The organism is Phytopseudomonas daroniae, from assembly GCF_004327285.1.
GTDB classification, from domain to species: Bacteria; Pseudomonadota; Gammaproteobacteria; order Pseudomonadales; family Pseudomonadaceae; genus Aquipseudomonas; species Aquipseudomonas daroniae.
The window spans coordinates 152,948-166,870 of record NZ_QJUI01000011.1 but is presented as its reverse complement, the minus strand read 5'-3'; the positions used below and the strand labels follow the sequence as shown (position 1 = coordinate 166,870).

At 62.2% G+C, this 13,923-nt stretch carries 11 protein-coding genes; 1 reads left to right on the top strand and 10 read right to left on the bottom strand.

Annotated elements, in window-relative coordinates; translation table 11 throughout:
• Positions 1 to 6: 6 nt before the first annotated feature.
• The 4 genes from DNK06_RS14305 to DNK06_RS14290 form a co-directional block, all read right to left on the bottom strand.
• Positions 7 to 1,194 (bottom strand): acyl-CoA dehydrogenase family protein, encoded by a 1,188-nt coding sequence (locus DNK06_RS14305; protein ID WP_131180659.1) that lies wholly within the window; start codon positions 1,192 to 1,194, stop codon positions 7 to 9.
• A complete protein-coding gene (gene ssuD / locus DNK06_RS14300) occupies positions 1,191 to 2,348 on the bottom strand; it encodes an FMNH2-dependent alkanesulfonate monooxygenase (protein ID WP_131180658.1) in 1,158 nt (385 codons plus the stop codon). Before ssuD ends, DNK06_RS14305 begins: the two co-directional genes overlap by 4 nt.
• A 1,165-nt stretch (positions 2,349 to 3,513) precedes the next feature.
• On the bottom strand, positions 3,514 to 4,365 hold the full coding sequence (sseA, locus tag DNK06_RS14295; RefSeq protein WP_131180657.1) for a 3-mercaptopyruvate sulfurtransferase: 852 nt from the start codon (positions 4,363 to 4,365) through the stop codon (positions 3,514 to 3,516).
• A 137-nt stretch (positions 4,366 to 4,502) separates the two neighbouring features.
• Positions 4,503 to 4,781, bottom strand: coding sequence for a peptidylprolyl isomerase (locus tag DNK06_RS14290; protein WP_131180656.1), 279 nt, complete (start codon positions 4,779 to 4,781; stop codon positions 4,503 to 4,505).
• 318 nt (positions 4,782 to 5,099) lie between these two features.
• On the opposite strand from DNK06_RS14290, the gene DNK06_RS14285 reads away from it, so the two are divergent.
• Positions 5,100 to 5,711 (top strand): DJ-1/PfpI family protein, encoded by a 612-nt coding sequence (locus DNK06_RS14285; protein ID WP_131180655.1) that lies wholly within the window; start codon positions 5,100 to 5,102, stop codon positions 5,709 to 5,711.
• 7 nt (positions 5,712 to 5,718) lie between these two features.
• Here DNK06_RS14285 and DNK06_RS14280 read toward each other — a convergent pair whose 3' ends face one another.
• The 6 genes from DNK06_RS14280 to alaC all read right to left on the bottom strand — a co-directional run bounded on the left by DNK06_RS14280 (position 5,719) and on the right by alaC (position 13,671).
• Positions 5,719 to 6,237, bottom strand: coding sequence for a thioredoxin family protein (locus DNK06_RS14280; RefSeq protein ID WP_131180654.1), 519 nt, complete (start codon positions 6,235 to 6,237; stop codon positions 5,719 to 5,721).
• Between the two features lie 168 nt (positions 6,238 to 6,405).
• On the bottom strand, positions 6,406 to 8,361 hold the full coding sequence (locus tag DNK06_RS14275) for an acetoacetate--CoA ligase (protein ID WP_131180653.1): 1,956 nt from the start codon (positions 8,359 to 8,361) through the stop codon (positions 6,406 to 6,408).
• A gap of 60 nt (positions 8,362 to 8,421) precedes the next feature.
• On the bottom strand, positions 8,422 to 9,192 hold the full coding sequence (locus DNK06_RS14270) for a 3-hydroxybutyrate dehydrogenase (protein WP_131180652.1): 771 nt from the start codon (positions 9,190 to 9,192) through the stop codon (positions 8,422 to 8,424).
• Between the two features lie 55 nt (positions 9,193 to 9,247).
• On the bottom strand, positions 9,248 to 10,639 hold the full coding sequence (locus DNK06_RS14265) for a GntP family permease (protein WP_131180651.1): 1,392 nt from the start codon (positions 10,637 to 10,639) through the stop codon (positions 9,248 to 9,250).
• Between the two features lie 290 nt (positions 10,640 to 10,929).
• Positions 10,930 to 12,339 carry a sigma-54 interaction domain-containing protein gene (locus DNK06_RS14260; protein WP_131180650.1) on the bottom strand — a complete coding sequence of 470 codons (1,410 nt, stop codon included), beginning with the start codon at positions 12,337 to 12,339 and terminating at the stop codon, positions 10,930 to 10,932.
• Between the two features lie 87 nt (positions 12,340 to 12,426).
• Positions 12,427 to 13,671, bottom strand: coding sequence for an alanine transaminase (gene alaC / locus DNK06_RS14255; protein ID WP_084303342.1), 1,245 nt, complete (start codon positions 13,669 to 13,671; stop codon positions 12,427 to 12,429).
• Positions 13,672 to 13,923: the final 252 nt, after the last annotated feature.

The following is a 13,923-nucleotide window of genomic DNA, read 5'->3' as shown; positions in this document are numbered from 1 at the left end:
GTTATCCTATGAGTAGAAGGTTGGCGTGGGGCGTGTCTGGTTGAGAGCCCAGTCGCCCAGTTCCTGGATCTTGTAGTCCACGGGGTCGTGCAGGGTTTGCGTGCGTAGGTTGCGCCAGTGCCTGTCGAGGCGCAGCGAGGCATGGGTGGCGCGAGCACCGGTGACTTCGAACAGGCGGTTGCAGATATCCAGGCCAGTACGGCTGGCTGCCACCTTGGCGGTGGAAATGGAAATGGCCAGTCGAGCGCGCTCTTCGGCGCTCAGGGCATGTTCCTTGCTCCAGGCCTCATCGAGCTGCGCTGCGGCACGTTCGACGAGCAGGCGCACACCTTCCAGGCCGACCCAGAATTCACCGTAATGGCGCAGGATGTACGGATCCTCGCTGGTGTGCTGGGCCTTGGATCTGAACCACGGGCGACCCTCCTTGAGGGTGTAGTGGCGTGCGTCTTCCAGGGCACCTTCGGCGATGCCGAGAAAGATGTGGGAGAAGTGCAGTTGCGCGATCAGCGGCCTGAGGCAGGCGAATGGCGTACTCAGCGGGCCTGGGTCGAGCAGCAGCTCCTCTTCCTCGACACGCACCCGCTCGAAGGTCGCGCTGCCGCTGTCGGTCTGTCGCTGGCCCATGTTGTTCCAGTCGTCATGCAGGGTGATGCCGGTACGGCCACTGGGGATTGCGGCAATCAGCAGTTTGCCCCCGGCGCTCTCGTCGACGGCCGAGGCGATCAGCATCTCCGAGTCGGTGGCGCCCGAACAGAAGCTCTTCTTGCCGGAGAACTCGCGCCAGCCATCGAACTTCTTGACGATGGTTCGGGTGTCCAGCGGGTTCAGAGCATTACCCCAGAACCAGTTCTTGCGGGCCGTCTGCTCGTACCAGGGCTGCCATTGCTCTGGCCGGGAAAACAGGCGCACGGTTGCCAGCATCAGGTGCTGGAAGCCGAAGACATGGGCGATGGAGCTGTCGACCTTGGCGAACTCACGCACCACCCCCAGGGTCTCGGCCCAGCTGGCGCCCACGCCACCGAACTGCGTCGGGATGCTGAGTGCAAGCAGGCCGCTCTGGCGAATGGCGTCGCGCTCGGCCTTTGGCGTCCCACCTGCTTCATCGCGTTCGACAGCGGTTTCGGCAAAGCCGGCCGCCAGCTTTCGCGCGGTTTGCAGTGGGCTGAGAACTGCAGTTTTCTGATGGGCACTCACGCGTTGCTCCTCGCGGTCTGGGTACTGGGCAGCACGTCGTTGGCGATCATTTCGCCGAATGGGCCAGTGAGATTGGTGATGCCACGCCCGGCCAGGCTGGCATAGGGCTCGGGTAGAAGAGGGAAGACCAGCTCGGCGAAGCGGTAGGCTTCCTCGAGGTGGGGGTAGCCCGAGAAAATGAAGCTGTCGATGCCGAGGTCGGCGTACTCCTTGATGCGAGCCGCCACCTGCTGCGGGTCACCGACCAGGGCGGTGCCAGCGCCGCCGCGTACCAGGCCCACGCCAGCCCAGAGATTGGGGGCGATTTCCAGGCTGTCGCGGCGCCCACCATGCAGGGCGGCCATGCGCCGCTGGCCTTCGGAGTCGAAACGCGCGAATGACTTCTGCGCAGCCTCGATGGTTTCGTCCGAGATGTGTTCGATCAAGCGATCTGCAGCTGCCCAGGCTTCTTCCGCCGTTTCCCGGACGATCACGTGCAGGCGAATACCGAATTTAAGGGTACGACCATGTTTAGCGGCGCGGGCGCGCACGTCGGCGATTTTCTCGGCCACCGCGGCAGGCGGTTCGCCCCATGTCAGGTAGACGTCGAGCTGCTCGGCGGCAAGCTCATGGGCCGCCTCCGACGACCCACCGAAGTACAGCGGCGGGTAAGGGCGCTGCAACGGTGGATAGAGGGCTTTGGCGTTATCGACCTTCAGGTGCTTGCCGTCGAAATCCACGGCTTCTCCCAGCAGGACTCGACGCCAGATACGCAGGAATTCATCGGTGACTTCGTAGCGCTCGGCATGGCTCAGGTGAATGCCGTCGCCGCGATTTTCGTCAGGGTCACCGCCGGTGACGACATTGATCAACAGACGCCCGCCTGACAGGCGATCGAGGGTCGCGGTCATGCGCGCCGAGACCGTAGGCGAGATGATCCCCGGACGGATGGCGACCAGATAACGCAGGCGTTCCGTCATCGGCGCCAGAGCCGAGGCCACGACCCAGGAGTCTTCGCAGGAACGGCCGGTTGGAATCAGCACGCCGTAGTAACCGAGGCCATCGGCTGCCTGGGCGATCTGCTTGAGGTAGTTGAGGCTTACCGGGCGGGCGCCCTGACTGGTACCGAGAAAGTGGCCGTCGCCATGGGTTGGCAGAAACCAGAAAACGTTCATAGGGCTGCCTCCCGCTCATTACGGGCCGGGCATCGGTGCTGTTGTCGGGGAGCATGGGGCGAGACCGTTGACGGTCTGCGCTTGATCGTAGGGTTGATGCGGCGAGCAATCATGTACGCGTCCTGTGACAGAGCCCTGTGAACAGGGCGGTGCACGCAGACAGCAAGAGCTGTACCAGCATCATTTGCCACGAATTACGGGGCCTTGAACCGCCTGGATAAGTGTCAGGTGTTTCTCTGCCAAACGTAATGTTGTGCAACTGTTGATGAGGCAACAGTTGATGGGCGTACAGCACAGATGCAGAAAAAGGTCGGATGGTGCAGGGCATGGCGTGCTCGTTCGAGTCCTGTTCATCAGGGTTATACGAGCAATGACTTATTCTTCAAAAGAATTTGAATGGATATGGTTATAGCTGTTTTCGATGTCTAGATGTTGATTCTGTTTCGAGATTTGTAATATTAACTCTATAAATATCATGTAGTTATATGAGTTATTTAATTATCTTTCGAGAAAATCTTGTCTGAGCAGTGAGGCGTGTTCGTAACTGACTTGGCACCTACCCCCTTATGAGCGAGCACGTGAAGATGATTATTCCTGGAGTTCTCATCATTTGGCAGCATTTTCGGCGGTTTTCATGCCTGGGTGTCTGTCTTGCAATAGTACTGCGCTTTCTATGAGTTGTACCTACTGCGGCTCCTTTCCTCTCTGAGGGTTTCGATTTCTCCTGTCTCATATCAATGTGTAAGTCGTTTTTTATCAATAGGATAGAGCTGATTTATAAAGAAACTATCACCTGATTTGGCTAATTTTCGCCGGACGCCACCCTAGGAGAAGATTTCCCAGGCACGCAATGCGATGCGTCTGGTGGCTTAGCCGGACTGATTCGCCAGCGCATCAGTGCCTGGGTTGTGCAAAGGATCGAATGTTTGAATGCACATGGATGTGCGCAGGCCACTCTTTCACCGTACCGCCCTGATCCTCTCGGGCGTGATGTTCCTCAACCCTGTTGTGCCAAGCCGTAGAGGAGTTGCAGGCGTTACTCATGATCGCCGCTCTTTTGACCCGCTAGCGAAGCGCATTCAAATGAGGATCGGGCGAGACGATTGGAACGGCGCATAGCAGGCTGGCGCACATTTCCCTCAGGGATACATGCGCGCCAGGCGTATCAAACGACCCCAGTCGCTTTGGGCGTGTCCTGGCGGCCGCCCCATTCTGTCCAGGAGCCGTCGTACAGCGCGGCCTCGGGCAGGCCGGCGACCTCCAGGCCCAGCAACAATACGGCGGCCGTTACGCCACTGCCGCAACTGGTGATCACGGTTTTTTTGCCGTCGACACCGGCTTCGGCGAACAGGGCGCGCAGCGAGTCGGCTGGCAGCAAGGTGTGGTCACTGCGCAGTAATCGGCTGTAGGGCAGATTGTGGCTGCCTGGGATATGGCCGGAGGCAACGCCTGGACGTGCTTCCGCGGTGCTGCCGTCGAAACGATTGGCGGCGCGGGCGTCGAGGATCAGGGTATCGCGGTGGTCGATGGCCTCGAGCACATCACCCAGGCCCCTGAGCCTGCGGGTATGCACATTGGTCTCGAAGGTACGCTCAGTGACAGCGGCAGGTTCGCCGGTTTCGCTGGGGCGGCCTTCGGCCAGCCACTTGGGCAGCCCGCCATCGAGCACGGCAACGCGCTCATGACCGAAATAGCGAAACAACCACCAGGCACGGGCAGCGGAAAACAGCCCCTTCTGGTCGTAAACCACCACGCGGCTGGCATTGTCGACGCCCTGGGCTCCGATCAGCCGAGCGAAACGGCCTTGGGATGGCACGGTGTGGGGCAGCGGCGTATCGGGATCGGAAAAGGCATCGATATCGAAGAAACGTGCGCCGGGGATGTGCGCCTTGAGGTATTCCTCGTGGCCGTTCTTCGCTTCGTTGGGCAGGTAGGTGCTGGCATCGAACAGCACCACGTCCGCGGCATCACCCTCGCGGGCGAGCCATTCGCTGGTGACCAGGGGGCCAAAACTCATCCTTCCATCTCCTTTCGTCTGGGGCGGCATGCGCTGAAATGGGAATAGTCTTGCATCCTGCCAGCTTGGCAGGTGCGTCGCATCCGGTTGTACCCCAGCTTCGCTAGACCGTTTTCACCTATGTATAGACAAGCACGTCAGTCGCGGAAGAACACCTGCACCAGGTGATAGCCGAACTGGCTCTTGATCGGGCCATGGACTTCGCGCAGCGGTTTTTTGAAGATTACCTGGTCGATGGCGCGCACCATCTGGCCGGGGCGCACTTCGCCCAGGTCGCCGCCTTTTTTTCCAGAGGGGCAGGTGGAGTGCTTGCGCGCCAGCACATCGAACGCCTCGCCCGCCGCGATACGTTTCTTCAGACCAGCAGCTTCCGCTTCGGTCTTGACCAGGATGTGGCGGGCCATTGCCTTTGCCATGACGGGGCACCTCATTTTTACCGGGCGCGTATTGTGCCAGCATTTGCTGCACCATCAGAACAGCATCGCTTTTCCGGCTCATGCTGGCTGGTATATCAGCGAATCTGGACGTTCTCTCCAGTCAGGGTGATTCCGGTTTCCATCTTTCGACCGGCGCACCGTCCTGCGCCAAATTCAATGACGTGAGCAGCCGACCGTCAGGGCATCTGAGCTCCGGCGAGCTCACTGTATGGGAATAATTGCCCGGTTCTGTGCTTAGCGCGCAAGGCCCCATGGCCGTAGATTCTGCCTAGCGTTTAATTTCCCGGGAGAAAGGGCATGCGCATTGCCGTACTGACATTCGATGGTTTCAACGAACTCGACTCCTTTGTCGCCAGCGCGCTGTTCAACCGCCTGCGGGATCGCGGCTGGCAGGCGCAGATTACCTGCCCTGGCGAGCAGGTGATGTCCATGAATGGCGTGCAGGTTCAGGCCCAGCAGTCGCTGGAGTTCGCCCGCGAAGCGGATGTGGTGCTCTTTGGCAGCGGCATCAGAACCCGCCAGATTGCCGAGGACGCCCGTACCCTCGAACGCCTGCAACTTGACCCGCGAAGGCAACTGATCGGCGCCCAGTGTTCCGGTGCCTTGCTCATGGCGCGGCTTGGGTTGTTGCAAGGGATACCCGCCTGCACCGATCTGACTAGCAAGCCTTGGGTGATCGAGGCGGGCGTCGACGTGCTGAACCAGCCATTCTTCGCACGTGGCAACCTGGCGACGGCGGGCGGCTGCCTGTCCGCGCCATACCTGGCCGCCTGGGCCATCGCGCGGCTGGCCGGCGAGCAAGCGTGTGCCGAGGTTCTGCACTACGTGGCGCCGGTGGGCGAAAAGGAAGACTTCGTCGAGCGGGCACTGAATGTGGTTCGCCCCTATCTGCTGGAGTCTGCTGCCTGATGGTCACTCAAGAGCGGGTATGCCCCTCGTGTGCCTCGATGATCGTCAGCAGATCATCCAGCGTGCTCTCCAGGTAACGGCCGGCACGGTAGTCAGGTTTGATCGCCTCGCCGCCAGCAATGACCGCCTGCGGCTGCTCGACGAAGCGGCCGATCGGCTCGAAGCGTTCGTCCAGTACCACTACCAGCGGAATCGGGATACGTTCCAGGTTCAGGCGCTCTTTCAGATCATGCTCGGCACGGCCCTTGGATACGATCGCCAGTGCTACGCGAGGTTGCAAGCGCTGCAGGTGATCCATCGCCGTGAGGTTGAGCTGGCAGTCCGGGCACCACATCTCAGCAGCCGCCAGCAGGTAATAGCGGCCTTCCACGGCCTCTAGCCGCTGGTAGGTGTTGGGGCTCAGGGCGTCTTCGGCGTTCAGCAGCCCCTGTGCGGTCTGCACAGCGGCAATTTCGGCGGGCAATCCGTGGCTGACGAAGGCATCGAAGCGTTCGCCAATGGCGAATAGCGCCTGAAAGGGAGTCATGCTCAGTTCTCGTGCAGGGTTGGCAGGGCAGTCCAGCATAAACCCGGCGGCGCGGCAAATCGTTACGCCGGTGCGTGGACGCTGTCGGGCCGTTACTCTGCTTAGTCGTTGCGACACTGGATGGCAGGCGTGGTGGACGACGACGCATCGCAGCATCTGCTCATGCCATCACGTCTGCAACTGCGGCAGATCCCGAAACAGATCGAGGGCCTGGGGGTTGGCCAGCGCGTCGGTGTTCTTCACCGGCTGGCCGTGCACCACGTTGCGCACCGCCAGCTCGACGATCTTGCCGCTGATGGTGCGCGGAATGTCCGTCACCGCGACGATCCGCGCGGGTACGTGGCGCGGTGTGGTGTTGGCGCGGATCACCTGGCAGATCTGTTTCTCCAGCGCTTCGTCGAGCTTCACGCCTTCACGCAGGCGCACGAACAGCACCACGCGCACGTCGCCATCCCATTGCTGGCCGATGGCGATGGACTCCAGTACCTGATCGACCTTTTCCACCTGGCGGTAGATCTCGGCGGTGCCGATCCGTACGCCGCCAGGGTTGAGCACGGCGTCCGAGCGACCATGAATGATCAGCCCGCCATGCAGCGTCTGCTCGGCGTAGTCGCCATGAGCCCAGATGCCGGGGAAGGTGTCGAAATAGGCGCTGCGGAATTTCTCGCCGTCGGCGTCGTTCCAGAAGCCCACGGGCATGGAAGGGAAATGGCGGGCGCAAACCAGCTCACCTTTTTCGCCCGTCACCGCCTTGCCGTCATCGTTCCAGATCTGCACGTCCATGCCCAGGCCCTTGCACTGGATCTCGCCGCGGTACACCGGCGAAACCGGATTGCCCAGGGCGAAGCAGGAAACGATATCGGTGCCGCCGGAGATGGACGACAGGCAGACATCGGCCTTGATGTCGCGATAGACGTAATCGAAGCTCTCGTGGGCCAATGGCGAGCCGGTGGAGAGAATCGCCTTCAGGCGCTGCAAACGATGGCTTTCGCGCGGCTTGGCGCCGGCCTTTTCCAGGGCCGCGATGAACTTGGCGCTGGTACCGAAAATGCTGATGTCCTCGGCGTCGATCAGGTCGATCAGGCGGTTGGCATCCGGGTGGAACGGCGAGCCGTCATACAGCACCAGGGTGGCACCCAGCGCCAGGCCGGAGACCAGCCAGTTCCACATCATCCAGCCGCAGGTGGTGTAGTAGAACAGCGTGTCGTCGGCCGTCAGGTCGCTGTGCAGGCCGAGTTCCTTGACGTGCTGCAGCAGTGTTCCGCCTGCGCCGTGGACGATGCATTTGGGCACGCCGGTGGTGCCGCTGGAGTAGAGGATGTACAGCGGCTGTTCGAAGGGCACGGCGGTGAATTGCGGTTCTCCACCGGGTTGGTAGAAGTCTTGCCAGAGAGTGGTTAGAGCAACTGACTTGTAATCAGTAGGTCTGGCCTCTGTTCGTGCATAAGGCACCACAACCAAGTGTTTCAGGCTGGGTAGGTGCGAGAGAACCTCGTTGAGCTTGTCCGTCAAATCCAGCGTCTTGCCAGCGTAGCGGTAGCCGGCACAGGCGATCAGTACCTTGGGTTCGATCTGGCCGAAACGGTCGATCACGCCCTGGGTACCGAAATCCGGTGAGCAGCTCGACCACGTCGCGCCCAGGCTGGCGGTGGCGAGCATGCCGACCAGGGTTTGCCAGGTGTTGGGCATGAAGGCGGCGACCCGGTCGCCAATACCCACGCCAGCCTCCTGCAGGCTGCGCTGCAGGCCGGCGACGTGTGCGGCCAGTTGCGCATGGCTGAGCTGTTCGTGGCTGCCGTCTTCGGCTACTGCGACGATGGCGGGATGCTCGTCGCGGCGGCGCAGCAGGTGCTCGGCGAAATTCAGGGTGGCACCTGGAAACCAGTGGGCGCTGGGCATGGCCGCGCCTTCTTCGAGTACCGCCTGGGGTGGATGGCTGAAGCGAATGTCGAAGACATCGACGATGGCTTGCCAGAACGCTTCGCGCTCGCTCACGCTCCAGGCGTGCAGCGCCGGGTAATCGGCCAGATCCAGGCCGTGGCGACTGTTGACGAAGCGGCGGAAGGCATCCATGCGTGTGGCACTGATGCGTTCGGCCATGGGCGTCCAGAGCGGTTGCTGCATTGGGTTACCTCATCACTTTTTTATTCGTGGGCAGGGCCGTTGAGCCCTGCCGGTTTGCGTCTATTGTGCCAGCCAGCCGCCATCCATGTTCCAGGCCGCGCCGCGTACCTGGGCAGCGGCATCGCTGCACAGGAACAGCGCCAACTCACCGAGCTGTCTGGGCGTCACGAACTCCAGCGACGGCTGTTTCTCTGCGAGCAGGTTACGCCGTTCGCCTTCGCTGTCGCCGCTCTCGGCCGCGCGGGCATCGATCTGTGCCTGTACCAGGGGCGTCAGTACCCAGCCTGGGCAGATGGCGTTGCAGGTGACACCGGTGGTGGCGGTTTCCAGCGCCACGGATTTGCTCAGGCCGATCAGCCCGTGCTTGGCTGCCACATAGGCGCTCTTGCCGGGTGAAGCCGCCAGTCCGTGGGCAGAGGCGATATTGATGATGCGTCCCCAGTTGCGCTGACGCATGCCGGGTAGGGTCAGCCGGGTGGTGTGGAAGGCCGACGACAGATTGATGGCGATGATCGCGTCCCAGCGTTCCGGGGCGAAGGTTTCCACCGGCGCCACGTGCTGGATGCCGGCGTTATTGACCAGGATATCGACCGCGCCGAACTCCTGCTCGGTGTAGGCGATCATCGCCTCGATCTGCTGCGGAGCTGACACGTCCGCCGAGTGGTGGCCGACCTTGCCGCCGAACGCCGCCACGGCATCGATGGCCGCCTGGGCATCGCCGAAGCCGTTGAGTACCAGATCGGCGCCGGCTTCAGCCAATACCAGGGCGATACCCAGGCCTATGCCGCTGGTGGAACCGGTGACCAGTGCAGTCTTGCCTTTCAGATTCATGCTGGACTCCTTGCGTGCGAGCGGCCCGATACCACAGGCCGCTCGCTTCATAAAATTAGACGATGCCGGTGCTGTAGAAGACGCCGATCACGAAAAACACCGCCAGGGTCTTGATGATGGTGATACCGAAAATGTCCTTGTAGGCTTCGCGGTGAGTCAGCCCGGTCACCGCCAGCAGTGTGATGACAGCGCCGTTGTGGGGCAGGGTGTCCATGCCGCCGCTGGCCATGGAGGCGACGCGGTGCATGACTTCCAGCGGGATGTTGGCGGCGTTGGCCGCGGCGATGAAACTGTCGGACATGGCCGCCAGGGCGATGCTCATGCCACCCGACGCCGACCCGGTGATGCCGGCCAGCAGGGTGACGGTCACCGCTTCGTTGACCAGCGGATCCGGGATGCCCTTGAGGGCGTCGGCGAGGATCAGGAAGCCCGGCAGCGACGCGATCACCGCACCGAAACCGTACTCCGAGGCGGTGTTCATCGCGGCTAGCAGCGAGCCACTCACCGCGCTCTTGGTGCCTTCGGCGAGTTTCTCGCGAATCACCCCGAAGGCGCTGATCAGCACCAGCACAATGCCCAGCAGCAACGCCGCCTGCACGGCCCAGATGGCGGTCAGCTTGCTGACGTCGGTCTGCAACGGCTCTGCCATTCCGGCCAGTTGCAGGCTGTGGGTCTTGCCATAGAACTCGGGAATCCAGTGGGTGAACAGCAGGTTGGCCACGCCCACCAGAATCAGTGGCGCGATGGCCAGCCACGGGCTGGGCAGCTTGATGTCGTCCGGGGTTTCCGGCTCGTTGCGCAGCTCAGTGCCATAACCCTCGCCAGCGCGCAGGGCCTTGCCCAGTTGCCGACGCAGGTAGAGCATGCCGATGCCAAGCACGAACAGGCTGCCGATCAGCCCCAGCCAGGGCGCGGCCCAGGCCGTGGTATTGAAGAAGGTGGTGGGGATGATGTTCTGGATCTGCGGTGTGCCGGGCAGGGCATCCATGGTGAAGCTGAACGCGCCGAGGGCGATGGTTGCCGGAATCAGCCGCTTGGGAATGTTGCTCTGGCGAAACATCTCGGCGGCGAACGGGTAGACCGCGAACACCACCACGAACAGCGAAACGCCGCCGTAAGTGAGCAGGGCGCAGACCAGCACGATCACCAGCATTGCCTGGCCAGTACCGAACAGGCGGATGGCGGCAGCCACGATGGAGCGCGAGAACCCGGACAGCTCGATCAGCTTGCCGAACACGGCACCGAGCAGGAACACCGGAAAATAGAGTTTGATGAAGCCAACCATCTTCTCCATGAACACCCCGGTGAACGCGGGCGCCACGGCGCTGGGATCGGTGAGCAGAACGGCACCGAGGGCGGCGATGGGAGCGAAGAGGATGACGCTGTAGCCACGGTAGGCGGCCAGCATCAGTAGAGCCAGTGCAGCGAGGGCGATGATGACACTCATCGACTATCTCCTGACCCTGCAGCACGGCGAATCGAGAGGCTGCCGTAGCCTTCGAGTAACTCGCACAGACGCTGTGGGCGCTTTTGTTTTTGTTGTCGGCGGCGGGGAAGGCCCGCCCCAGATACATAGCGAGATCTATGCCATATTAATAACTTGTTGAATTTAAATGATTTTATTCGATTATTGATTTCGTAATGTTCTGCTGGTCCCGATTTCGGGACGCGAGTCGAGCCTCAAGCCCCAACAGCGGGCTTGATGTGCCTGTCCCGAAAACAGGATTAGTCCCGAAATCAGGATGAAAGCCCGAGCTCCAGCATTTTCCGATACAGGGTGGAGCGGCCCAGCCCCAGATATTGTGCGGCCTGCGGTACATCCCCTGCGGTAGCGGCCAGGGCCTTGCGGATCAGTTCCCGCTCGAAGTTGGCCCTGGCCTGATGGAAGTCCTCGATCTGGCCGGCATCCGCAGCGACAGCGCCTGCTTCGGGTAACGCCTGCAGCGTGCCGATTGCCGCCGCCACGGCAGCGCGATCGAGCAGTGTTTCATCGCTGAGCAGGCAGGCGCGCTCCAGCACGTTGTGCAGCTCACGAACGTTGCCGGGCCAGGCATGGCGAGAGAGCAGTGCCATGGCCTCGGGGTGCAGTTCGTGGCGCCCCTGCAGCGCATCGAAGATCGCTTCGCACAGCGCCGGCAGATCTTCCAGCCGCTCGCGCAACGGTGGCACGGCGATGGTCAGCACGTTGAGCCGGTAGTACAGGTCGGCGCGGAACGTGCCGCGCCGCACCGCGGCTTCCAGATCGATGGAAGTGGCGGCGATCAGCCGGACATCGCTGCGCAGCACCTCGTTGGAGCCCACCGGCTCGAACTCCTTCTCCTGCAGCACGCGTAGCAATTTGCTCTGCAGCGGTAGCGGCATATCGCCGATCTCGTCGAGAAACAGCGTGCCGCCGTGGGCGATCTGCAGCTTGCCAGCCCGCCCTTTGCGGTCGGCGCCGGTGAATGCGCCCGGGGCGGTGCCGAAGAACTCGGCTTCGAGCAGGGCTTCCGGGATCGCCGCCGTGTTCAGGCTGACGAAGGGTTTGCTGGCCCGAGGCGAGGCATTGTGAATGGCGTGGGCCAGCAGCTCCTTGCCGGTGCCGGTTTCGCCCAGCAGCAATACCGCCGAGTCGCTGGTCGCACTGCGTCGGGCCAGGCGCTTGACCTCCAGGCTGCGGGCGCTGGTGCCGATGAAATGGGCGAAGCTGTACTTGGCCTGGCGGGACTTGAGTTGCGAGCGCGTGGAGGCCAGCTCCTGCTGCATCGCCTGGTAGCGGGCCAGTAGCGGCGATAGCGATTGCAGTTCCTCGAACAGGGCGAAACCGATGGCGCCGATCACCTCGCCGGCATCGTCGTGGATGGGCAGACGCATGACCACCAGCGGTTCCCGGGGGGTGTCCATCATGTCCAGCAGGATCGGCCGGCCGCTCTTCACCACATCACGCAGCAGGCTGCCGGGAATCACGCTTTCGCAGGGTCTGCCGATGGCTTCGCTGGCATGCCCGAGACCGAAGCGCTGGGCGTAGCGCTCGTTGATCCACACGATGCGCGCCTCACGGTCGACGATGATGGTGCCTTCGCTGGACTGCTCGAAGATCTCGAACAGCGAGTGGATGGCCAACTGGCGGACATAGGGGTAATTGCCGAGGTCGTTCATGGCGCTCATCGTGGCGGATGCAGAGCGCCGATCATAAACCAGTTGTTCGCATGGACGGGCGGGCGTGGCACGCGGGCGCGTGCCACGCCACTTCACTCAGGACGCGTCAGCTGCCTTGCGCGGAGCCTTCGCGGGTGTCGCTTCGATCAGCCCGTCGGCCCGGAACATGGACTTGATGCCGCGTACGGCCTGGCGGATACGATCCTGATTTTCGATCAGTGCGAAGCGCACGTGATCGTCGCCGTAATCGCCGAAACCGATGCCCGGCGACACGCAGACCTTGGCCTCGGCCAGCAGCTTCTTGGCGAACTCCAGAGAACCGAGGTGGGCGTAAGCGTCGGGAATCTTCGCCCATACGTACATCGAAGCCTTGGGGTTCTCGACCATCCAGCCCAGTTCGTGCAGGCCCTTGACCAGCACGTTGCGGCGCTGACGATACTGTTCGGCGATGTCGCGCACGCACTGCTGGTCGCCTTCGAGTGCGGCAATGGCCGCCACCTGCAGCGGCGTGAAGGTGCCGTAGTCGTGGTAGCTCTTGATCCGCCCCAAGGCGTTGACCAGCTCCGGGTTGCCGACCATGAAGCCGATCCGCCAGCCCGCCATGTTGTAGCTCTTGGACAGGGTGAAGAACTCCACGGCGATGTCCTTGGCGCCCGGCACCTGCATGATCGACGGGGCTTTCCAGCCGTCGTAGACGATGTCGGCATACGCCAGGTCGTGGATCACCAGCACGTTGTACTGCTTGGCCAGGGCCACCACGCGCTCGAAGAAATCCAGCTCCACGCACTGGGCGGTGGGGTTGGAAGGGAAGCCCAGGATCATCATCTTCGGCTTGGGAATGCTCTCGCGGATCGCCCGCTCCAGCTCGATGAAGAAGTCCACGCCAGGCACCAGCGGCACCGAGCGCACCTGGGCGCCGGCGATCACCGCACCGTAGATATGAATCGGGTAGCTGGGGTTGGGCACCAGCACGGTATCGCCATGATCCAGGGTGGCCAGCATCAGGTGCGCCAGGCCTTCCTTGGAACCGATGGTGACGATGGCTTCGCTTTCCGGGTCGATGTCGACCTGATAGCGATCCTGGTACCAGCGCGAGATCGCCCGGCGCAGGCGCGGGATACCGCGGGACGTGGAGTAACCATGGGTGTCGTCACGCTGAGCGACCTGCACCAGCTTTTCCACGATATGCGGCGGCGTCGCGCCATCGGGGTTGCCCATGCTCAGGTCGATGATGTCCTCGCCACGGCGGCGAGCGGCCATCTTCAGTTCAGCGGTGATGTTGAAAACGTAAGGGGGGAGACGATCGATGCGCGCAAAGCGGCGCGGAGCTTGGTCAGCCATGCTTTCCTCGAAGAACGTAAGCGCCCGGAACCGTCCGAGCGACGTAGGCCACTGCGGTGGCCTGGCGCGACAATAAGGCCAGCCGCAGGCTTTGTCGAGAGGCTCTGTGCGAGGTTTGCGTCAGTGGCCCATGGCTTGGCATGAAACGATATCCTTGGCTTCGACTCGAACACCGACACTCGTTTTGAACAGGCTCTACTAAGCAGAGAGGAGGCGAGTGTCGCATCACAACGAAACGGAGAGCCGCAACGA